Here is a 22,586-nt window from a genome sequence, read left to right on the forward strand (position 1 = left end):
TCTCAATCACCCAACTTGACCGCGATGTCTTAGATAATGGTCAGCAATAGCACAAGCAACCATCGCTTCACCTACAGGAACGGCACGAATCCCAACACATGGATCATGACGTCCCTTCGTTATAACATCTATATCATGACCATCAACATCAATGGAACGACAAGGCGTTAAAATTGATGAAGTAGGCTTTACAGCAAAACGTGCAACAATTGGCTGCCCACTCGATATTCCCCCTAAAATACCACCAGAATGATTGGATAAAAAAAGCGGTTTTCCATCATTTCCCATTCGCATTTCATCGGCATTTTCTTCTCCTGTCAGGCGGGCTGCCGCAAAACCATCACCAATTTCAACACCTTTTACCGCATTAATCGACATAAGTAACGAGGCAATATCTTGATCAAGCTTTGCATAGATAGGGGCTCCTAAACCTGCCGGAACATTTTCTGCAACGATCTCAACAACCGCACCAACAGATGTTCCCTCTTTACGGAGTTTACTGATATAATCACTAAAAATGTGAACCATCTCTGCATCAGCTGTAAAAAAAGGATTATTATCAACCTCTGACCAATCCCAACGATCACGATTAATATTATGAGGACCAATTGCTATCACTGCTCCTCGTACAATCAAACCCGGAACGATTTTACGAGCAAATGCACCAGCCGCAACGCGGGCTGCCGTCTCCCGTGCCGAAGCACGTCCCCCGCCTCGAAAATCACGAATGCCATATTTAATATCATAAGTATAATCCGCATGTCCTGGACGATACTGATGGACAATCGAGCTATAATCTTTCGAACGTTGATCTGTATTTCGAATCAACAGAGAAATTGGTGTACCTGTTGTCACCAATGTCATCCCATCGTCTTGAACAACAACTCCTGAAAGGACCTCTACTTCATCTGGTTCTCGGCGCTGCGTTGTGTATTTTGATTGTCCTGGTTTGCGTTTATCAAGATAAGCTTGAACTTCTGCAAGAGTAAAAATAATTCCAGGTGGACAACCATCAATGACACAACCAAGAGCAGTACCATGACTTTCACCCCATGTTGTCACACGAAACAAATGACCAAATGTATTATACGACATGAAAAAAGATCCGTTTCTCTGTCAAATATATACAACGACAACGTATGTTGTGTGCTATACACAAGACAGCTCTTTGCTCCCAAATACTCTTGGCCACTTTAAATTTGGTCAAATTACTGCTGTCCAATAAAATCCTATAAACCAAACTTTATTCTTTAACGACAGAAATGTCTGGTGCATCAACTGCTTTCATACCTATAATATTATAACCCGAATCGACATGATGGACTTCACCGGTAACAGAACGAGACAAATCTGAAAGAAAATAAAGCGCAGAATCACCAACCTCTTCAATTGTTACCGTACGACGTAGTGGGGCATTATATTCATTCCATTTTAAAATATAACGAAAATCACCAATACCAGAAGCCGCTAACGTTTTAATTGGTCCAGCAGATATAGCATTAACACGAATATTTTGAGGACCTAAATCTACCGCTAAATATTTCACGCTCGCTTCAAGAGCTGCTTTCGCAACCCCCATTACATTATAATTGGGAACAACCTTTTCTGCACCATAATAGGTTAGTGTCAAGATTGAACCACCATCTGACATCAATTTTTCTGCACGCTTCGTTAGAGCTGTTAGGGAATAAACGGAAATATTCATGGTCATCATAAAATTTGATTCGCTGATATCAATATAACGACCACTTAATTCATCTTTATCAGAAAAACCAATAGCATGAACTAAAAAATCAAGTTTTCCCCATTTCTTCTCTATTTCTCTAAAGACTGTATCAATAGAGACACTGTCAGAAACATCACAATGTCCACAAACAACCCCCTTTAATTCTTCAGCCAAAGGCTCAACACGCTTTTTCATTGCTTCCCCCTGATAGGTAAAAGCCAGCTCTGCTCCTGCGCTACTTGCCGCTTTAGCGATTCCCCAAGCGATGGAGCGATTATTGGCCAACCCCAAAATTAAACCACGCTTACCGTACAATAAACCATTACCCTTAGCCATCAGCACTGCCCCATTGTTACTTAAAATTAATATTATTCATCTGCCTATGACACAGGTCAACTTTTTCTTCAAGTAATTGGTTTAAAATCAAACAAAAACTACGCTTTTGTATATAAAAATTTTTAAAATTAATCTTGTTGCATGTGCAAAAACTGTTCTAGCGCGGCATTTTTACCTTCCGGCAACATAATGCGAACATGCACATAAAGATCATCTCTTGTACCATTTTTTAAACGAAGCCCTTTCCCTTTCAACCGTAAAACGCGATCAGAACTTGACCAAGCAGGAATCGTTAAAACCACACGTCCCTCCAACGTCTCAACTTCTTCTTTTGCTCCTAAAACAGCATGTTTAAGAGAAACTGGTAAATCAAGATGGAGTGCTCTTCCTTCAACCCGAAAACGAGGATGTTTTTGAATCTGAATGGTTATCAACGCATCCCCTGCTTGCCCATGAGGTACCTCTTCTCCTTGACCTTTTAAACGAATAGTCTGTCCGTCTTCAATATAATCTGGGAGTTTAATTTTTAACTTTTTTCCATTTGGAAAAACAGCTTCCACCTTTTCTGCGCCAACCATCTGCTCTAATGTTATGGCAAGATTAGCCCGAACATGTGCTCCTTGTTGGGGACGGTTATAGTGTGTGGAATTCGAAAAGCTACCTCCTCCTCCAAACAGATCCCGAAAAATATCACTCGCATCAAAACCTGCACCACCTGAAGAGGAAAAATCAAATCCCTTTGCTCTTCCTGAAAAGGGATTTTGTTTATTAGTAAAATTTTCACCAGCACCATAGGCTTGATAAAGCGGTTTTCCTTCCATATCAATTTCACCGCGGTCAAATTGTGCCTTTTTATCTTTATCACCTATAATTTCATAAGCTTGATTAATTTCAGCAAATTTTTCTTTAGCCTTTGTATCATCTTTATTATGGTCTGGATGATACTTCTTTGCTAATCTTCTAAATGCCGATTTAATCTCTTGCGATTTTGCGGTACGTGCCACACCCAGAATCCTGTAGGGATCACGCATATTGTCCTCTTTTCAATTTTTTCGTTTTCAAAATATCAACTGATACGTTGTTCAATATCCTTTATAGCTTCATCAGTCTATTCTAGAGAATATTTTTTTCATATGTCTATCAATAAACTAAAATACCAGATAAAATGAGACATTTATTTAATATAGCTCATCGTAGTCTATGCTAAAGTAAAAATAATTAGACTACCATAGAAATACACGATAGCATTGGTTTTTTGAAAATAAGAAAAAATGGGACTGTAACTTCTTGATAATAAAGTAAATGAGAAAATGCTTCACTCATGCTCACTGATATTTGGAGAAACTATGAGCAACAAAATACCAACAGATGATCATTTTATGCAAATGCAAAAACCTTTTGAACTTTTCGCAAAGTGGCTTGAAGAGGCAACGATAAGTGAAATAAATGATCCAAATGCTATGGCATTAGCAACAGTTGACGAAACAGGGCTCCCTAATATTCGTATGGTTCTCCTCAAAGACTACAGTCCCCAAGGCTTCGTCTTCTATACCAATTATGAAAGCTGTAAAGGACAAGAAATATTAAAATCAATGAAAGCATCCTTAGGTTTTCATTGGAAATCGCTCCGTCGTCAGGTCAGAATTAGAGGAATTGTTGAAAAAGTCAGCACGCAGGAAGCCGATGCCTATTTCCAATCGCGACCACGTGGTAGCCGAATTGGTGCATGGGCATCTAAACAATCTCAACCTTTAGACAATCGTTTTGTGCTCGAAAAAGCAATTGCTCAATATACTGCGCGTTATGCTCTAGGCAATATTCCACGACCACCTTATTGGTCTGGGTTTCGTGTTAAACCCCTTTCTATAGAGTTCTGGTGCGATCGCCCATTTCGTTTACATGATCGTCTGCTTTTTACACGCGATTGTGTTACACAAAGCGATTGGAAAAGACAAAAACTTTATCCCTAATCCTTCAAACTTCATCGTTATGAAGATTTTTTCTTCCCAACAGTTAAACAAATATTTTTATTTGAAAAATTCTAAAAGAAGATGATTTATTTTATTTAAATAGAAGAATTTCATTTTCACTGTAAAAGTTAATTGGTAATATTTTCTACTGTATCGCTTAAAAATAAATTAGCAACAAACTTATTTAAAAGAAAATACTGTATTCAGCAGAAACCATGATTTTAGCTAACTTATTTTTAGACCGCAGGATAAAATATCGTCCATATACCCCCACATACTAAACCAGCAAAAATCACAAAACCAATAAGCGAATTAGATTTGAAAAGCCTGAGGCATTGTGAACTGTCATCTATATCAATGACTTTAATTTGAATAAACATATGGATGCTTGCCACAAAAATCCCCAAAAAACTAAGAACAGGGACTCTAGCTAAATAAAATGCTAAACTAACGAACACCACAAAACCACCATACAAAAATACTAAAGCACGCTTGGTTCCTTTACCAAAGAGAAGAGCCGTAGAACGGACACCAACAGTAGCGTCATCTTCTTTATCTTGATGTGCGTAGATTGTATCGTATCCTATGGTCCACAAGATTGATCCCACATAAAGCAAGATTGGTGCCCAGCTTAAACTTCCAAAGACAACAGCCCACCCCATTAATGCCCCCCAATTAAAAGCAACGCCTAAAAAAAACTGCGGCCAATATGTTACGCGTTTCATAAAAGGATAAAATGCAACAGCTATCAATGACGAAATACCTAGAAAAAAACTAAACCTATTAAATTGTGATAAAACGACTAAACCAACCAAACATTGCACAAGTATAAAAACTCTTGCTTGAAATCTACTCACATGACCTGTCGGCAATGGGCGAGAACGTGTCCTTTCTACCTGAGCATCAATTTTATGGTCAATAAGATCATTCCAAGTGCACCCTGCCCCTCGCATAGCAATAGATCCCAGAAAAAAAAGAAAAAGATACCAAACCCAATGAAGAAACATTGATAAAAGAGTATCGTAATGCATGTTATAAGAAAAAAAAGCCATTGTTGTTGACCAAAAACAAGGCCACATCAACAATTGCCATCCGATAGGCCGATCCCAACGCGCCAATTGCGCATAAAACCATAAAGAACAGGGAAGGAAATTGTAGACCCATTGTTTGGAAGATGCATCCATAACCCGTCCTTGGCCATCATAGGACTGAACATGCGCGATATTTTTATTTTTTTTCATCAAATGATTTACCTTTAGTCTTGCGATAGAGACATTTCATTCTTATGAGAAGGAGATGAGATTAATCATCTTTTATGAGAGGAGCAAGCAATGAATATTCTTCTTATTGGCTCAGGTGGACGAGAACATGCTTTAGCATGGAAAATAGCTGCATCACCATTGCTAACAAAATTATATTGTGCTCCTGGAAATCCTGCGACAACAGAATTTGGTGAAAATATTAATTTAAACATTGATGACCATTCCCTTGTTATTGATTTTTGTAAAGCACATTCTATTGATCTTGTGATTGTAGGACCAGAAGCACCATTGGTTGCGGGTATAACGGACTCTCTTAATAGCGCTAACATCTGTGTATTTGGTCCTACTCAAAAAGCTGCTCAACTAGAAGGTTCAAAAGCTTTTACAAAAGATTTATGTCGTAAGAATAACATTCCTACAGGAAGTTACCAATGCTTTATTGATGCCTCTAAAGCTAAAGCTTACATTCATCAACAAGGTGTTCCCATTGTTATTAAAGCTGATGGCTTAGCAGCTGGTAAAGGTGTCGTGGTTGCAACAACTATGGAAGAAGCATTTAACGCAGTCGATGCCTGCTTCAAAAGTGCATTTGGAGATGCAGGAAACAAAATTGTTGTAGAATCTTTTCTTGAAGGTGAAGAAGCAAGCTTCTTCTGCCTTTGTGATGGTAAAGTTGCTCTTCCTTTTGGATCTGCCCAAGATCATAAACGTGTAGGTGATGGGGATATTGGAGCAAACACCGGCGGTATGGGTGCTTATTCACCAGCGCCCATCATGACCAAAGAAATAGTGAATCGTACCCTCAAAGAAATTGTTGAACCAGCTTTAAAAAGCATGAAAGAAATGGGCGCCCCCTTTAAAGGCATTCTCTTCGTCGGATTAATGATAACGCAAAAAGGACCTGAATTAATTGAATTTAACGTACGATTTGGTGATCCTGAATGTCAAGTTTTAATGATGCGTCTCAAAGATGACATTTTGCCAATTTTTCTTGCTGCAGCTCAAGGAAAACTTGAAAATAAGCCTCTTCGGTGGTCTGAAAAAACTGCTCTCACCGTTGTTATGGCTGCTAATGGTTATCCAGACTCTCCCCAAAAAGGTACTGTTATCCGTAACGTTGATAAAGTAAACACTCTTCCCGATGTGAAAGTTTTTCAAGCTGGTACAGTATTGCGTGATGGAGAACTCATTGCAAATGGTGGACGTGTTCTCAATATAACAGCAACAGGAAAAACGATTACGCATGCACAAAAACGTGCTTATGAAGCTGTTGATTGTATTGATTGGCCAGAAGGTTTTGTTCGTCGTGATATCGGATGGAGAGCCATTGCGCGAGAAAACTAAATCCTTTGAATATTCTTTTTTACGATTTGATTCTTTTATATAAGAGCATGATACACAAATTTTCTCACTGTTTTACATTGACCATAATTTTGAAAAAATGGGTGTGCTTTCCTTTGAACAATCAAATATTGTAAATAGGATATCTACTCATGATAATATAGGAAATTTTTCTGAATATGAAACTGTAATATAAACTGATCATTTTACTGTTGTATTTAATTTAAACGCATTTTCTCATCACTTTTATCAATACTTTCTTTCTTATAAACCCTGAAGAAAAACATATATAATATAATTTCTTTTATTTATTTTGTTCTTTAATGAAATTTCGCTTTTACAAAAAATAAAATGCCTCCCCAAAAAAAGATACTGATGTTATTCACGTACAAATTCTTAAACAATATCTCTCATGCTCGTCACTCCCATTCTACGATACTACCTGCAAATAGTATAAATCCATTCTGCCATCTTTCTGGAATAAAGATAAAAACCGATACCATCATTGTATTTTCCAACTCTCAATGTTACGATAACCCTTTCTATCTAAATGATTTTGATTATAAGAGGGAGATGAAATAAGAATATTTTGCAATATCCAAAGCTCTCATTCAACATGGAGAAATGATTTATAAAAAAGTAAAAAACACTTCCAGCAATCTGGTCGTGTTTTAATGATGTAGAAAAAACTAAAAATTACACGGCCAAAAAAACGGTTTCTATTGTTATGAAAACCGTTTTTACCTCTCTGAAAAAAGCGTTTAATATAACCGATTCCTGCTGCCAATGTATGGTGTCAAAAAACTCTCATTTACAGTCATTGACTTCCTCTTTGCCTTAAAGAACCAAAAGTCATACCAAATCCCGTCTGTAAACGTCTGGATTCTCATTGAGCGGGTTCCTCTTGGTTCCCACTCATATGCTTCACTTACACAAAGACCGACAAGCAAACTTAAGAATATTCGCCATGTCCTCTAAAAACACTTCATGTGTGAAATTTACATGCCTTATATTTCCGCCCCAAACAACGATGTTTTACGACACAACAAAATAAATGCTTACGGTAGTACAAAAATGAATGCATATTAATATTACTGGAGTGCAATTCGATTCGCAATCACCAAACGCAAGCCTAACGGATTACTATAACGAAGTAAAAAACGCTTTTGTTTAGAATGTGCTGTTGTACCAAAAAATCGATGTAAATCAGAACGATCTTTTACAACCAGAATGCGATTATCTTCATTGATCATAAGCATGGGGAGGCCATAAGTATCCGCCCATAATCGCCAATCCAGAAGAACATTATTCAAATCTCTGGAAACCAAAAGCGGTATACAAGCTTCCTCATCGGCATGAAGTAATTCTAATGCAACAGCTCTTTCTCCTGAACGCGTTTTTACAGTACGTGCTGCAATTCCTTGGAAATGATAAGGAGGTATTAAATGCGATAAGCTTGAAGGCATATCCGTTTTAAAAGAAACACCACGCTCATTTAACGAACAAATAACCTGATTACCCGTTTTGGATGAAAAATATGTCGTCGTTTGTGGCAAATGGCACGGATCTAACCGAAATTCAAGCACCGCTTTTGCCTGATTAAAGCATTGATTAGCCATATACATTATCCCAATTTATCTTAAATAAGATACACCCTTTAGCAGCTTTTTCTCATTGGATTATTAAAAGTTTGAATAACAAACAACTGGTTTCTTTTTTGGTTATTAAAATCTAAACAAAAATACATAATCATCATTCTTGAATTATAATACTTTTCCGGGATTCATTATCCCTAAAGGATCGAGCGTTTTTTTAATCCCTTGCATAATATCCAATGCGACAGGCGATTTAAAAGAACGAAGTTCTTCGCGCTTAAGCTGACCAATTCCATGCTCAGCAGAAAATGCACCTCTATAATCCATCACTAAACTATGAATGCGATGATTCATTTTTGACCATAACTGCAAGAACACTGTTTTATCAGCTCCTACAGGTTGTGTAATATTATAATGTAAATTTCCATCGCCCATGTGTCCAAAACAAATCACCCGTGCTCCTGGAGCAATATCTTCAACAATAAGCGCTGCCTCAGCAATAAAATCAGGAATAGATGCAAGTGGGACTGCAATATCATGCTTAATGGACCCTCCTGCTAACTTTTGTGCTGATGATATACTTTCTCGTAATTGCCAAAAAAAATCTTGCTGTTTTAAAGATTGCGCAATAACTGCATCTTCTATCACTGCATTCTTTAAAGCTTCTTCTAAAATAATACTCAATACTGATAACGCCTCATCATTGCCTTGCAACGATGAAATGTTCATTAATACATACCATTCATGTTTCCGCTGGAGAGGAGGCTTCTCACACATCTTATAATCCAAAGCCATTTGCAAACTGAGATTTCCCATGAGCTCAAAACCTGTCAACATCTCTCCTCCATACTCTTGAGCCAGAGATAAAAACTCTAAAGCCTTCCTCGGACTATACAATCCCACCAAAGCAACAGCTTTTCCTTTTATTTTTGGAAACATCTTCAAAACGGCTGCGGTTATAACACCCAGCGTACCTTCTGCACCAATAAAAAGATTTTTCAAATCGTAACCGCTATTGTCTTTTTTAACAAAACGCAAATCATCTAAAATACGGCCATCCGGTAAAACAACTTCCAAACCAAGACAAAGATCACGCATATTGCCATAGGCTAAAACAGCTGTCCCTCCAGCATTCGACGAAAGATTTCCTCCTACTTGGCAAGAACCTTCAGATGCCAAAGAAAGAGGAAAAAAACGAGCTGCTTCATCCACTTTTTTCTGTAAATCCTGTAAAATAACACCAGCCTCTACAACAACAAAATTTCCCTCAAGATTTATAGCTCTAATCTTATTTAATCGCTCCATGGATAAAAGGACGCCCCCTCCTCTTTCATCTGGTTGTTGTCCCCCCACAAGCCCTGTATTTCCACCCTGTGGCACAATCGGTGTACGTGTTTTGCTCGCTAACTGCATAATCGATGAGACCTCTGCGCAAGAAGATGGACGTAAAAGTAAAGGTGTTTTTCCATGAAAAATCCCTCGCTCTTCAAGCAAATACGGTGCAATCAACGCTTGATCCGTTATAGCATGCTTAGCGCCCACAATTTCCCTAAACCCCTCAATTAATTCCTGCTCCATGTTCATTTCTCCTTTGGAGCCGCAGCCCGTATAAGACGATCATTGATAGCCTCCCCTAATCCGTATGATGGAATAGGTTCTACTGCGATACATCTCACTTTAAACGAATCTAATTCCTTCATATATTGAAATAAATGAGAGGCTGCCTCTTCCAACTTTCCATCTTCGCTAAGGTTTAAAATAGAAATAGCATTTTCAGCTCCCATAACGCGCTTTGAACCAAATGCTAACAGCGCTTCACCATTTTCCACCTTTTCTACATTCAAACGAATCGCGGCATTGGGAGCATAATGCGACTTTAACATCCCTGGAGCTTCAATCGCCGCCCTTTGATCTATCCGTTTTAAAGACTTCCCCACAACTTCTTCAATTTTATCAGCCGCAAGCCCCCCTGGACGCAAAAGATAAATATTTTCACCAAAAATTTTAATAATCGTTGATTCAAGTCCTATTTTAGCAGGTCCTCCGTCCAATATCAAAGGAATAGATTTCCCCAAAGATGCAAAAACAGCCTCAGCTGAAGTAGGGCTAAGACGCCCCGATTGATTTGCACTAGGAGCAGCAAGTGGGCGGCCAAAATGTTGTACCACTTCCGCAAAACGACTGTCTGGAAAACGAACAGCCAAGGTATTCAAACCAGAGGTTGTTAAAGGATGGATATTATGCTGTTCCTTTAATGGCAAAACCAATGTCAAAGGACCTGGCCAAAATTCCTCCATTAATTGGCGTGAAAGAAAGTCAATTTTAACATAACGTTCCGCCATTTCGATGCCGCTGACATGCGCAATAAGAGGATTAATTTGCGGACGACTCTTTGTAGAAAAAATAGAAGAAATTGCCTTCCCATTGGTTGCATCGCCCGCTAATCCATAAACAGTTTCCGTTGGTAACGCTACTAACTTCCCTTGTTCAAGAAGCGCTATTGCCTCTCTTATCGAAGCACTATTGAGTGGTAGAATCGTCATGACACACCATTTCTATAACACTCTTTAAGTGGTGCAAAACTATAACGATGTAATCCTCTAATTGGTCCATATTTACCAAGAGCTGTACGATGCGCTAGCGTTGCATAACCTACATGCTTCTCTAAACCATATCCTTTATAAACTTGTCCTGCACATTCCATCATCCGGTCACGCGTTACTTTCGCAATAATGGATGCGGCTGCAATTGAAACAGAACGCTGATCGCCCTTAATCAACGCCATTGCAGGACAGGACAACTCAGAAGGAATATCACGTCCATCAACAAGGACATAGTGGGCTGGAATGGCTAATCCTATAATACAGCGATGCATTGCTTCTAAAGTTGCTTTTCTAATATTAGATTGATCAATTGTACGAGCACAAAGACTAGCGACTGAAACCGCTAATGCACTTTGCAAAATTTCCTGATAAAGTCTATTTCGTTGGAGAAAAGAAAGTTTTTTTGAATCATTTAACCCATTAGGAATATGATCTTTATCCAAGATAACTGCTGCAGTTACCACAGGTCCTGCGAGAGGCCCCCGTCCTACTTCATCAACACCTGCTATATGAAAAAAACCCTGTTTTTGCAAATCCAATTCGCACGAAAAACTTGGTTGAAGCGGAAAATTAAACATCTTTGATAAATCACAAATACAACCAACATACATCTATTTCTGTATCCTGACCATTTTTTACAAGCATTACAGTTTTAAATGGCTCTTCAAACATTCTGCGAATTCTTGCACAAAAGGTAAAAAAACACAAAATAAAAAGTATTCTGTTGTCTATTTTATTTTCTCAAAGACCATTTTAGCATGATTTATTTTATCTAAAAAACAAAAAATACATTTATTTATTTACTCTCTTTTATTGTGTATAATAAAATCATGACGAAATAAAAGTTTTTATATTTATTTATCAAATATTTCCTAAAGTCATGATAGGTTTTACAAACCAATTTGGGTGCATTGATTTGATAAAAAGAGCTGCTTGTTGCGCCGTTTGTTTATTTTTAAAGATGCCAAAGCAAGTTGCTCCCGTTCCAGACATACGGGAAAAAAGAGCCCCGCATTCATCTAATATAGATAACACTTCAGCTAACTGAGGTGCTATTTTTAATGCAGAAGAAAAAAGATCATTACGCGTTTCTTGTAAAGCTTCAACCAATGAATCAACACTCTTTAAAGCGTCTATATTAATTTTTAAAGAAGGATTATGATGCTTCTCTAACGCTTTAAAAACAGTTTGTGTTGAAATCTCCTGTCCATGATTAACTAATACGATTGCAAGAGAACAGGCTCCTTTTAGTTGTATTATCTCTTGACCAATTCCTTTGACCAAAAGCGGCTGCTGATATTCTAATGCACAAAGGCACATGGGAACATCAGCACCAAGAACTAAGCTCATTTTTGCTAATTCTTCGTAAGAGCAATCAAGATTCCACTGTTGACGCAACATGCTTACAACCCCAGCTGCATCACCTGAGCCACCACCAATGCCTGAAGCAACAGGTAATGTTTTTACAAGCCGAAAAAAAGCAGGTTGAGCATATTCAGGAAAAGTCTTATGCATAAAATCCCGTGCGCGAATAACCAAATTGTCTAAATGAAAAACAAGGCCTTTTGCAAACGGTCCCGTTAAAACAAACTGATTATTTTCACAAGGTGCATAGTGTAGACAATCGCCGCTAAGACTAAAATAAACCAAACTTTCTATTAAATGATACCCATCAGCACGTTGCCCCACAACATGTAGAGCTAAATTCAATTTAATAGGTGTAAATAAATAGGAATGTCTTTGGAACGAAGCTGGTACATTTGATATCATACGACGTAATATTCAGCTGCATAGGGCTCTTTTACAAATTCCCCCCTTTTATCCATACTTTTAGCACAAGCCCTATAAACAGCTTGGAATATTCTTAATTGTTTTCTAAACAAACAATAAATATAAAGAGTTCCCATACAAAATAAACGACATGTTCTCATTCGTATCATTTCAAGCCTTTTTTCTTCTAGCATCTGTTTTTAGATAAAAAGCCCTCTGGCTTGAATGATTCTTTCCATTACAAACCATAACGCTGCCAAAGTGCTCGCTCTTCTGCTGCCATCAATGCACTATCAACGACTGTATAAACCGTATGAGCCGTCACTCCTGAAGGCGTTTTAGGTCCTAAAAAACTTTTTGGAGGCATAATAAGTCGAAGTTTTGCATCATTACCAAAGCGCTCCTTAATAACAGAACGTACATCATTCAATCCATCAACCAGACCAAGCTCAACGCTTTGTTTTCCACTCCAAAACATTCCTGTAAAAAGATTCGAATCATCTGATAATTTTGCAGCACGCCGTTCTTTAACCAAATCGATAAAAGTTTGATGCACTTCAAGTTGGAGAGATTTCAAATGCTCAATATCCGCCTTTTTTTCTGGCTGAAATGGATCTAATGTAACTTTGTTCTTTCCTGCCGTGTATACACGCCGTTCGATACCAATTTTCTTCAAAAGTTCCGGAAAACCAAAGGAAGCTGAAACCACTCCAATGGAACCAACAATTGAAGAAGGATCTGCAAAAATTTCATCCCCTGCACAAGCAATCATATAACCACCAGATGCTGCAATATCTTCAATAAACACAAGAACCTTTTTATTTTTTTCTTCTGCCAAGTCACGAATACGCTTGAAGATAAAACGTGATTGTACAGGCGAACCACCAGGAGAATTAATAATAAGTGCAACCGCCGGTGACTTTTTGTGTGCGAAAGCCTTCTCTAAAAGATTTGCACACCTACTGAGGGAAAGGGTGCGAGATATAGAGGCTGATGAATCCATAATTGCTCCTTGAAGGCGCACCACAGGAATTTCCAGTTTATCGGAAGAAAAACGGCGTGGAATAAAACTTTTAATAACATCCATCAAAACAAAATCTCCTTATAAATTAAGAACAATTAAATAGGCAAGGACAACAAAAAGGAAGAACGCGATAATATCCAAAAGCGCCAATAAATTCCTACATTACAAGCAGAAATATAACTTCACACAAAGTCAAACCTCCCTAATAACAAAGTTTGGACTCTAAATAATAAACTAAAAAACACAAGATACTATTAGAAAAGTTCCCACAAGCTTATATATCCATTATTAATTGCATCAACCCGTGGTGAAAAAGTATGCTCATCCCCTTCATGTATAACCAATGCCGGTAAAATAGATAAAGCTGCTCTGCTTCCTCGTTTTGCGTAAAATAAAAGACGAATTGCTGCTGTTTTCGCACGTGCATGCACAGGAATTATACAAATACCACCAAAACGCCCTTCTAAAGCACGCAAGATATCTGTCAGCGATTGTGGACGCGCAATGAGCCCTAAGTATCCACCTGGCTTAACAATGGCTGCTGCACTCCGTAACCAGTTATCAAACATCGCTTCAGACATAACATGCGCTTCAGATTTTTGTTGATCAGGTGTCTTGCGATCAGTAGGATTATTAAAAGGTGGATTCATAATCGCAAAATCAAAGCTATTATCTATCAAACCTGCTTTTATACGGGCATCCCCTTTGAAGGTAACATCTGCTTCTAGCAAACAAATTCGGCTAGCAAATTGTTTATTTTGTTTTAGCATAAGCGTTTTTTGAGCGTAAGATACCATAAAAGCTGAACGTTCAACTAAGGTAACATGAACTTTCAGACAACGCGAAGCAACAGCCAAACCTGCAGCTCCAGCACCTGCACCTAAATCAACAACCTTGCCCTTTAAATTACTTGGAACCAAACTAGCTAATAACATCGCATCCACTCCAGAACGATGACCATATTTATGGGGTTGAACCAAATAAAATTTCCCACGGTGAAAACTGTCAATTGTTTCACCACTCTGATTCGCTATTTTATCCATTTAAAAGCCTAATGTTCATCTTTATAAACTGCATTTTTGCCATTCAGCTTCTATTCTAAATTTTTTTATTATTTCATAACAACAACATTACACTCGCTAAAGAACATTTCTTGCCAATAACATTCCAAGCTTACACTTCAAAGCTCCATCAAAAGCTTGAGTCAAAACCAAACCCCCTTTATGCTAGTAAATAAAGTAAATTTTATATATGTCCATTGCAATACTCTAGGAGTAAACACATTGAGTGCAGCTACCAAACCAGAACAAATAAGAAATAATCAAATTTCTCTTCAATCTCTTGTCAATCTTACTCAAAAAGATATGGAGCGCGTAAATCAATTTATTCTCTCTATGGCCAAATCAGAGGTTGAGATGATCCCTGAAATTTCTAACCATCTTATTTCATCAGGTGGAAAGCGATTACGCCCAATGATTACGCTCGCTTCTGCTCATATGTTTGGTTATCAAAGTGACGGGCATATAAAACTCGCAACAGCTGTTGAATTTATGCATACAGCAACATTACTACACGATGATGTGATTGATGAAAGTAATTTGCGACGTGGAAAATCCACGGCACGGATAATTTGGGGAAATCAAGCAAGTGTACTTGTTGGTGATTTCCTGTTAGGTCAGGCTTTTAAAATGATGGTCGATGTCGGTTCTATAGAAGCGCTCTCTGTCCTAGCCAACGCTGCTGCAATTATTGCTGAAGGAGAAGTTATGCAACTTTCTGCTGCAAAAAATATCAAAACCAGCTCTTCAGACTATCTTAAAATCATCAATGCAAAAACAGCCGCACTTTTTTCAGCAGCCGCTGAAGTAGGACCGATTGTTTCTGGCTATGGACATAAAGAGCGTTCTTCGTTACGTGAATATGGAACATCTTTAGGTTTAGCTTTCCAATTGATTGATGATGCTCTTGACTATAGCGGTAGTGCTCAAAACTTAGGAAAAAATATAGGGGATGATTTTAGAGAAGGAAAAATAACAATGCCTGTTATTATCGCATATGAACGTGGAAATATGGTAGAAAAAAAATTCTGGAAACAAGCACTTGAAGATGGCAATAACAATAATGAAGCCTTCGCATACGCGCAATACTTAATAGAAAAGTATGATAGTATCACAGATACAATAGAACAAGCACGCATCTATGGAAAACATGCAATTGATTCTCTTGTTCCCATGAATAAAAATCTTGCTTACAATGCTCTCGTTGAGACTGTTGAATTTTGTATTGCGCGCGTAAACTGAATTCTTTGCAAGAATCGCAGTATTTCTCAACAAAGTAATGAGATATGATCTACAAACAACACTATCGATTGATTATCTTGAAAAGGATTAGCTCCATGTGCTCTGCAACGGTATCTCGATTTTTTACCCTCTTTATCGTGGGTATCATACTGATGCCTTCCTTCACCTACAGTAAAATAAGCACCGCAATTCATACAAGTTCATTTACAGGTGCTTATTTAGCTGGAAGGGTTGCAAATCATGAAAATAAAACAGAACTTGCTATCAATTACTTTAAACAAGCACTCGTTTATCAACCTGATAACATTGAAACACAAAAAGAGCTCCTTGAAGCTATGCTCTCGGTCGGAAACTTTAAAGAAGCTGTCCAACAAGCCCAAAAACTCAAAGAGCAAGATGTTATAACTCCCTTTGTTTCCTTAACTTTGTCAGTAGAAAGTCTCATCAAAAAAAACTATAAGAATGCCAATTTTTTTCTGAAATCAAAAGAACCTTCGCCATCCAATAATCCAATACCTGAACTCATCGGAGCTTGGATTAAATTTGGATCTGGACAAAAATCTCAGGCAATCGCTGATCTTAAGAAACTCAAAGGTCCTGTCTGGTATGACCTTTTTATATCTTATCATCTAGCACTTATGAGCGACCTTGCAGAACAGCAAAAGGATGCAAAAAAATATTTCATTAAAGCACTTAGTAACAAACAGGGAACTCTTATCGCTCCTAATACCTATGAACGTATTATCATAGCCTATGCCTCATTCCAATTGCGCCATAATATGCGCAACCAAGCTCTTCAAACAATCCAACATGGCGAACAAATGTTGTCAGGTCGAGAAGTCCTTAAAAACTTTCGAGAAAAAATTGAAAAAAATTCTTTCTTAGAGAGAGTTATTAAAACACCTCAACAAGGAGCAGCCGAGGTATTATATAATTTTGGAACAGCCCTCAACCACAAAAACTCAGGGCGAATTGCACGTATTTTTAAGCAATTATCTTTCGCCTTATACCCTCAAAATGACGCAACACTGTTTCAGCTTGCACACATTTCTGCTAAATTGAGTGATCCTCATCAAGCAATTAAACTTTATCGCGCTTTATCCCCTAAATCCCCTTATTATAAAGATGGACAACTTCATCTTGCATTCCTTCTTGCCAATAACAACAATTACAAAGAAGCAATAAAATTACTCACATTGTTAAATGAAAAATTTCCCAATGATCGTAATATTTTGATAACGCTCGTTGCTTTTTATATGCAGGACAATAAATTTCTTGAAGCCATTAAAACTCTAGACTACGCTATTGCCCAGATAAAAAACTTTCAGCAGGACGATTGGAAACTCTTTTATCAACGTGGTATTGCTTTTGAACGTTTAAAACAATGGCCAAAAGCAGAAATTGACTTGCGAAAATCACTTGAACTTTTTCCAAACCAACCACAGGTTCTTAATTATTTAGCCTATTCCCTTGTAGAACGTGATGAGAAGCTTGAAGAATCGCTCCGTATGCTGCAAAAAGCTTCTGCTTTGCAAGCTCACAACAGTCATATTCTCGATTCTTTAGGGTGGGCTTATTATAAACTAAAAGAATATAATAAAGCAGTGCAAATATTAGAAAATGCTGTCAGATTACAACCTGAGGACCCAACACTGAATGATCATTTAGGGGATGCTTATTGGAAAGTTGGACGTAAACGTGAAGCAATCTTTCAATGGAACCACGCAATTGACGGAAAACCAGAAAATTCTGAACAAATTCAAGAAAAGTTGAAATTTGGTTTGTAATAAACGATGCTTAACCATAAACCACATGAAATAATAAACAGAGAAACTAAAATTACTTTGGTTTTTTGTTTAGTCCAATATAAAGAGTATGAAGCGTGAAACTGCCTGAACATCTTAACCCCAAACGTTCTTTTCAGGGACTAATCTTAACTTTGCAAAATTATTGGGCACACTATGGATGTGCAATTTTGCAACCTTACGATATGGAAGTCGGAGCTGGGACTTTTCATCCAGCAACAACATTACGCTCTCTAGGTCCACGCCCTTGGAAAGTTGCTTATGTTCAGCCTTCTCGGCGTCCAACAGATGGCCGATATGGTAAGAATCCAAATCGTTTACAACACTATTATCAATTCCAAGTGCTTCTCAAACCCTCTCCGCTCAATCTACAAGAACTTTATATAAAGTCGCTACAAGCTATCGGGCTTGATACAAAACTACATGATATTCGCTTTGTTGAAGATGATTGGGAAAGTCCCACCCTTGGTGCTTGGGGGCTTGGATGGGAATGCTGGTGCGATGGAATGGAAGTCTCTCAATTTACTTATTTTCAACAAGTTTGTGGCATTGAATGCGCTCCAGTTTCAGGGGAACTCACATATGGTCTTGAGCGTCTAGCGATGTATATCCAAGGGGTTGAGGACGTCTATAACCTTAACTTTAATGGTTTGGAGGGAGAAAACAAAATAAGTTATAGAGATATTTTTTTACAGGCAGAACAGGAATACTCATATTACAACTTCGAATTTGCTGATACAAAACTGCTACATCAGCATTTTATCGATGCAGAAAGTGAATGCAGCGCACTTCTTGATGCTGGAAAACCAAATAAAGAAAATGTATTACATCGCTGTGTTTTTCCTGCCTATGATCAATGTATTAAAGCGAGCCATATCTTTAATCTTTTGCAAGCACGTGGCGTTATTTCTGTAACCGAACGACAAAATTACATTCTTCGCGTTCGTGATCTCGCGCGCCGTTGTGGGGAAGCCTTCTTGCTCACAGAAGCTGGACAAATATACACTGGAGAAGCCTAATGTCTGATCTTCTTCTTGAACTTTTCAGTGAAGAAATCCCCGCACGTATGCAACGAAAAGCTGCTGCTGATCTTAAAAAATCTGTTACAGATCAACTTGTGAATGCTGGATTGATCTATGAAGCTGCTCGTGAATATTGGACACCTCGTCGGCTAACATTAGACATACGCGGACTTTCCATACGCTCAAAAGATATCCATGAAGAACGCAAAGGTCCTAGTATAAAATCACCACAGCATGTAATTGATGGTTTTCTACGTGCAACAGGATTAAACGATATTTCTGAAGCACATATTGGACATGATGATAAAAAAGGTTATTTTTATATTGCTAAAATTGTTAAAAAAGGTCGAGCTGCAGAAGAAATTATTGCCGATATTTTACCGAATATTATCCGCAACTTTCCGTGGCCGAAATCTATGCGTTGGGGAAAAGATTCAGCACAAAGTGGTGCTCTGAAGTGGATTCGACCTTTACAAAACATTCTTTGCATCTTCGGACCAGAAATTGGTGAAACACATATTATTCCGTTTACAATTGGTTCTCTTAAAAGCAATAATTTAACTTATGGTCATCGTTTCTTAAGTGATGGAAAGCCATTTCAAGTGCGCCGCTTTGATGATTATGTTACTCAACTTGAAACCCACAAAGTCATTCTGGATGCCGAGAGACGAAAGAATATTATTTTAGCTGATGCCCAAAATCTCTGCTTTGCCAACGGTTTAGAACTGGTTCAAGACAATCCCCTCCTAGAAGAAGTTGCTGGTCTTGTTGAATGGCCTGTTATCCTGATGGGTGATTTTGACAAATCATTCCTTGATATTCCTCCAGAAATTATCCGCTTGACTATTCGAGCCAATCAAAAATGTTTTGTCACCCGTAAACAAGGAGAAAAAGTAAAACTTTCTCATCATTTTATTCTTGTTTCTAATATTCTTGAAAATGATGAAGGCAAAGAAATTTCAAAAGGAAATAGTAAGGTTGTCCGTGCCCGTCTCTCTGATGCACTTTATTTTTGGCAAACTGATCAGCGTGATTTGCCTGATATTCAACAATTGGAATCTTCTATAAAAAAATTTGATCTTGATATAAAAAAACCTTTCGATCAAAGAATGGCGCGACTTGATCATTTGAATGTAACTTTTCATGCTAAATTAGGTACGCAAGGCGCAAGAGTAGAACGCATTGCTACACTCGCACAAGAAATTGCACCTTTGATACAAACAGATCCTCTTTTAGCAAAACGTGCAGCAATCCTTGCAAAAGCTGATTTGCAAACAGAAATCGTCGGAGAATTTCCTGAATTACAAGGGGTTATGGGGCAAAAATATGCCCTTCTTCAAGGGGAAGATCCTCGCGTAGCTGTAGCAATCGAGGACCATTATAAACCTCAAGGACCAACAGATCGTCTTCCACAAGAACCGCTTGCTATAACCGTTATGCTCGCCGACAAAATTGACATGCTCGTTGGCTTTTGGCTCATTAATGAAAAACCAACGGGCTCAAAAGATCCCTATGCGTTAAGGCGAGCAGCATTGGGAATTATTAGGCTTGTACTTTCGCGAGATTGGAAAATCAATCTTATGCCACTGTTTCAGTTAGCAACAAATCTTTTCTTACAACAAAAAAATAAATATGAAATCTCTCAAAGAGAAAATTCACAATTGCAGAATCTGCTTCCAGAAAAAACAGAATATATTTTATCAGATCTGTTATTCTTTTTTCATGACCGTTTGAAAATTTATCTAAAAGAGGAAGGTGCTCGTTACGATGCCCTTGAAGCCGTTTTAAATAAAGATTCTGATGATTTTTTATTGGTCGCACGTCGTGTCGAATCGCTTATCGCTTTTATCAATACCCATGATGGAATGAACTTTGTAGCCTCTGTAAAACGTACTGCCAATATTCTTGAAAATGAATTTCAAAAAAGCACAACAATAGCGAGTGAAATTAATCCTAAGCTCTTTGTCAAGAAAGAAGAAAACCAGCTCTATCATGCAATCTGTGAAGTAGAAAAAAAGGTTCTTGCTCCCATCAATGCAAGAAATTTATCATTTGCACTCAGTGTGCTAGCGCCACTTGGAAAATTGATTGATATATTTTTTGAAAAGGTATTGGTAAATGATAAAAAACCTGATGTTCGTGCTAATCGTCTTGCTCTTCTCAAACGTACTCACATCGTCACACAATCGGTTGCAGACTTTTCAAAACTTGTCATTTAAAATCAAATTGTCCTATTAACTGGTAAAAATAATGAAGATAAATTTTTCTTTTTTATAGCTTTTATTAATTAATATTGAAAAAATTATGCAACCAAAGAGGACCTTCTTTATCTCTCAAATATCATTAATTAAGATATGCTTTCATTTTGATAAATGATTCTTTCTCAAGAGACTCTTTAATAAATTCATCTGCCTTGTTGGAATCTAATTCCTTTGCAATAAGGATACGTGCTGTAGAAATTGCCAAATCAATAGCCGATGAAGAAACCATGCGTATTGCATCCGCTTCTGCTTGAGCGATTTTTTGCTCTGCCAATTTATTGCGGTTTTTTACATATTCTTCTGCTTTTGTACGAGCCTCAGCAATAACAGATTCAACTTCATGCTTTGCTGCTGCAATAATTTCTTGCGCATCTTTTTCTGCTTCTGCATGTTTGCGTTGATATTCAGCCAATATTTCCTGTGCCTCTTCACGAAGACGCAGAGCCTCATCCAGCTCATCTTTGATACGCTTCGCGCGCGCATCAAGATGGTGTATAACCCTCTGTGGAATTTGGAAATAGACTAAAAGAGCCAAAAAAAGAACTAACCCAACAAATGCCCAAAAAGTATCAGTCATCTTTGTCTTCCTCAATAATCCGCAGTTTTAACAACTGGACGAACAGCCTCTTTGCTGATATCAACGTCAATCAATTTTTTCACAATTTCAAGGGCTACTTCTTCAGCGATAGAACCAACATTTTGCATCGCTTTATCCCGAATTTTTGCTATCTTTTTTTCAGCATCTGCGAGCTTTTTTTCTAAACTCTCTTCAATTTCTTTCCGTTCAAGCTCTGCTTTTTCTTTTAATTGTTCACTAGCTACCTGCGCTATAGCATGCGCTTTCAAACGCGCTTCTGCTAATTTCCGCTCATAAATTTCAACAACAATGTCTGCTTCCTGCTTCATGCGCATTGCCTGATCTAAATCAGATGCGATTCGATCTCGCCGTGTTTCAATAACACCACCAATACGTGGTACAATTACACGAGAGATAAAAAGATAAAAAAGTCCGAAAGAAATTGCCAACCAGAAAAAATGTGAACCAAAATGTACAAAATCAAAAGGCGGAAACACACGATTTGCATGCTCTGCCACCTTTTTAATATGTTCTATCGACGTTTCAGTGTTCTGTGCATAAGCGCTTGAAACAAACATTTTCTTTCATCCTTTAAATAGCTTATTAAAGCCCTCTATAACCGATGATAAATGACTGACATCTCTCTGCTTCAGAGCTAAAAGGGTAAATCTTACCTCATGCAAGAACAGATATACCCTTTTGATGATGATTAAACCCCAAAAAGAAGTAATAAAGCAATGAGCAGTGAAAAAATTCCCAAAGCTTCTGTTACAGCAAAACCAAAGACAAGACGTCCAAACTGACTATCTGCTGCGGATGGATTTCGTAATGCACCAGAAAGATAGCTACCAAAAATATTACCAAGTCCTAAAGCTGTCCCAGCCATACCAAAGCAAGCAAGACCAGCGCCAATATATTTTGCTGCAAGCACCATTTCCATTTTATTCTCCTTTAAAGCGAAATTGCATTATTCGACGGAAAACCGCCAGTTCTA

General features: G+C 37.8%; 20 protein-coding genes. 6 read left to right on the top strand and 14 right to left on the bottom strand.

Going from position 1 to position 22,586, the window contains the following annotated elements; translation table 11 throughout:
- Positions 1-6 precede the first annotated feature (6 nt).
- The 3 genes from aroC to ACFIJ0_RS02900 form a co-directional block, all read right to left on the bottom strand.
- The gene (gene aroC / locus ACFIJ0_RS02890; protein ID WP_375624491.1) at positions 7-1,095 is read right to left on the bottom strand and encodes a chorismate synthase; all 1,089 of its coding nucleotides are present in this window, start codon (positions 1,093-1,095) and stop codon (positions 7-9) included.
- A gap of 148 nt (positions 1,096-1,243) precedes the next feature.
- Complete coding sequence (gene fabI, locus ACFIJ0_RS02895; RefSeq protein ID WP_375624493.1) at positions 1,244-2,062, bottom strand: enoyl-ACP reductase FabI; 819 nt, start codon at positions 2,060-2,062, stop codon at positions 1,244-1,246.
- Positions 2,063-2,190: 128 nt separating this feature from the next.
- Positions 2,191-3,093, bottom strand: coding sequence for a DnaJ C-terminal domain-containing protein (locus tag ACFIJ0_RS02900; RefSeq protein ID WP_375624495.1), 903 nt, complete (start codon positions 3,091-3,093; stop codon positions 2,191-2,193).
- Positions 3,094-3,408: 315 nt separating this feature from the next.
- On the opposite strand from ACFIJ0_RS02900, the gene pdxH reads away from it, so the two are divergent.
- Entirely contained in the window at positions 3,409-4,032 is a 624-nt protein-coding gene (pdxH, locus tag ACFIJ0_RS02905) for a pyridoxamine 5'-phosphate oxidase (protein ID WP_375624497.1), read from the top strand.
- A 236-nt stretch (positions 4,033-4,268) separates the two neighbouring features.
- Here pdxH and ubiA read toward each other — a convergent pair whose 3' ends face one another.
- Complete coding sequence (gene ubiA, locus ACFIJ0_RS02910) at positions 4,269-5,273, bottom strand: 4-hydroxybenzoate octaprenyltransferase (RefSeq protein WP_375624499.1); 1,005 nt, start codon at positions 5,271-5,273, stop codon at positions 4,269-4,271.
- Positions 5,274-5,363: 90 nt separating this feature from the next.
- Here ubiA and purD point away from each other — a divergent pair, with 90 nt between their 5' ends.
- The gene (gene purD, locus ACFIJ0_RS02915) at positions 5,364-6,638 is read left to right on the top strand and encodes a phosphoribosylamine--glycine ligase (protein ID WP_375624501.1); all 1,275 of its coding nucleotides are present in this window, start codon (positions 5,364-5,366) and stop codon (positions 6,636-6,638) included.
- A gap of 1,088 nt (positions 6,639-7,726) precedes the next feature.
- Here purD and ACFIJ0_RS02920 read toward each other — a convergent pair.
- The 7 genes from ACFIJ0_RS02920 to ACFIJ0_RS02950 all read right to left on the bottom strand — a co-directional run bounded on the left by ACFIJ0_RS02920 (position 7,727) and on the right by ACFIJ0_RS02950 (position 14,670).
- The gene (locus ACFIJ0_RS02920; protein ID WP_012754813.1) at positions 7,727-8,254 is read right to left on the bottom strand and encodes a DUF6101 family protein; all 528 of its coding nucleotides are present in this window, start codon (positions 8,252-8,254) and stop codon (positions 7,727-7,729) included.
- Positions 8,255-8,398: 144 nt separating this feature from the next.
- A complete protein-coding gene (locus ACFIJ0_RS02925) occupies positions 8,399-9,808 on the bottom strand; it encodes an FAD-binding oxidoreductase (protein ID WP_375624503.1) in 1,410 nt (469 codons plus the stop codon).
- Positions 9,809-9,810: 2 nt separating this feature from the next.
- Positions 9,811-10,773 carry an L-threonylcarbamoyladenylate synthase gene (locus ACFIJ0_RS02930; RefSeq protein WP_375624505.1) on the bottom strand — a complete coding sequence of 321 codons (963 nt, stop codon included), beginning with the start codon at positions 10,771-10,773 and terminating at the stop codon, positions 9,811-9,813.
- Positions 10,770-11,444 carry a ribonuclease HII gene (locus ACFIJ0_RS02935; protein ID WP_375624507.1) on the bottom strand — a complete coding sequence of 225 codons (675 nt, stop codon included), beginning with the start codon at positions 11,442-11,444 and terminating at the stop codon, positions 10,770-10,772. The genes ACFIJ0_RS02930 and ACFIJ0_RS02935 overlap by 4 nt, the downstream gene beginning before the upstream one ends.
- Before the next feature lie 250 nt (positions 11,445-11,694).
- Positions 11,695-12,603 (bottom strand): 4-(cytidine 5'-diphospho)-2-C-methyl-D-erythritol kinase, encoded by a 909-nt coding sequence (locus ACFIJ0_RS02940; protein WP_375624509.1) that lies wholly within the window; start codon positions 12,601-12,603, stop codon positions 11,695-11,697.
- A 238-nt stretch (positions 12,604-12,841) separates the two neighbouring features.
- On the bottom strand, positions 12,842-13,690 hold the full coding sequence (locus tag ACFIJ0_RS02945) for a S49 family peptidase (protein WP_375624511.1): 849 nt from the start codon (positions 13,688-13,690) through the stop codon (positions 12,842-12,844).
- A gap of 191 nt (positions 13,691-13,881) precedes the next feature.
- A complete protein-coding gene (locus ACFIJ0_RS02950) occupies positions 13,882-14,670 on the bottom strand; it encodes a tRNA1(Val) (adenine(37)-N6)-methyltransferase (RefSeq protein ID WP_375624513.1) in 789 nt (262 codons plus the stop codon).
- 180 nt (positions 14,671-14,850) lie between these two features.
- Between ACFIJ0_RS02950 and ACFIJ0_RS02955 the strand changes: the two genes are divergently transcribed.
- From ACFIJ0_RS02955 to glyS, 4 genes are all read left to right on the top strand, one after another.
- Positions 14,851-15,927 (top strand): polyprenyl synthetase family protein, encoded by a 1,077-nt coding sequence (locus ACFIJ0_RS02955; RefSeq protein ID WP_375624515.1) that lies wholly within the window; start codon positions 14,851-14,853, stop codon positions 15,925-15,927.
- Positions 15,928-16,022: 95 nt separating this feature from the next.
- A complete protein-coding gene (locus ACFIJ0_RS02960; RefSeq protein ID WP_375624517.1) occupies positions 16,023-17,714 on the top strand; it encodes a tetratricopeptide repeat protein in 1,692 nt (563 codons plus the stop codon).
- Positions 17,715-17,809: 95 nt separating this feature from the next.
- Positions 17,810-18,751 (top strand): glycine--tRNA ligase subunit alpha, encoded by a 942-nt coding sequence (locus ACFIJ0_RS02965; protein ID WP_375624519.1) that lies wholly within the window; start codon positions 17,810-17,812, stop codon positions 18,749-18,751.
- Positions 18,751-20,973 (top strand): glycine--tRNA ligase subunit beta, encoded by a 2,223-nt coding sequence (gene glyS, locus ACFIJ0_RS02970; protein ID WP_375624521.1) that lies wholly within the window; start codon positions 18,751-18,753, stop codon positions 20,971-20,973. The genes ACFIJ0_RS02965 and glyS overlap by 1 nt, the downstream gene beginning before the upstream one ends.
- Before the next feature lie 124 nt (positions 20,974-21,097).
- Here glyS and ACFIJ0_RS02975 read toward each other — a convergent pair whose 3' ends face one another.
- From ACFIJ0_RS02975 to ACFIJ0_RS02985, 3 genes are all read right to left on the bottom strand, one after another.
- The gene (locus ACFIJ0_RS02975; protein WP_375624522.1) at positions 21,098-21,592 is read right to left on the bottom strand and encodes a F0F1 ATP synthase subunit B; all 495 of its coding nucleotides are present in this window, start codon (positions 21,590-21,592) and stop codon (positions 21,098-21,100) included.
- A gap of 11 nt (positions 21,593-21,603) precedes the next feature.
- The gene (locus tag ACFIJ0_RS02980; protein WP_375624524.1) at positions 21,604-22,170 is read right to left on the bottom strand and encodes a F0F1 ATP synthase subunit B; all 567 of its coding nucleotides are present in this window, start codon (positions 22,168-22,170) and stop codon (positions 21,604-21,606) included.
- A gap of 131 nt (positions 22,171-22,301) precedes the next feature.
- Positions 22,302-22,532: a F0F1 ATP synthase subunit C gene (locus ACFIJ0_RS02985; protein WP_005773968.1), complete on the bottom strand. Its 231-nt coding sequence runs from the start codon at positions 22,530-22,532 to the stop codon at positions 22,302-22,304.
- Positions 22,533-22,586: the final 54 nt, after the last annotated feature.

Source organism: Bartonella sp. OC68QHHN (assembly GCF_042193875.1).
In the GTDB taxonomy this organism is placed as follows: Bacteria; Pseudomonadota; Alphaproteobacteria; order Rhizobiales; family Rhizobiaceae; genus Bartonella; species Bartonella grahamii_A.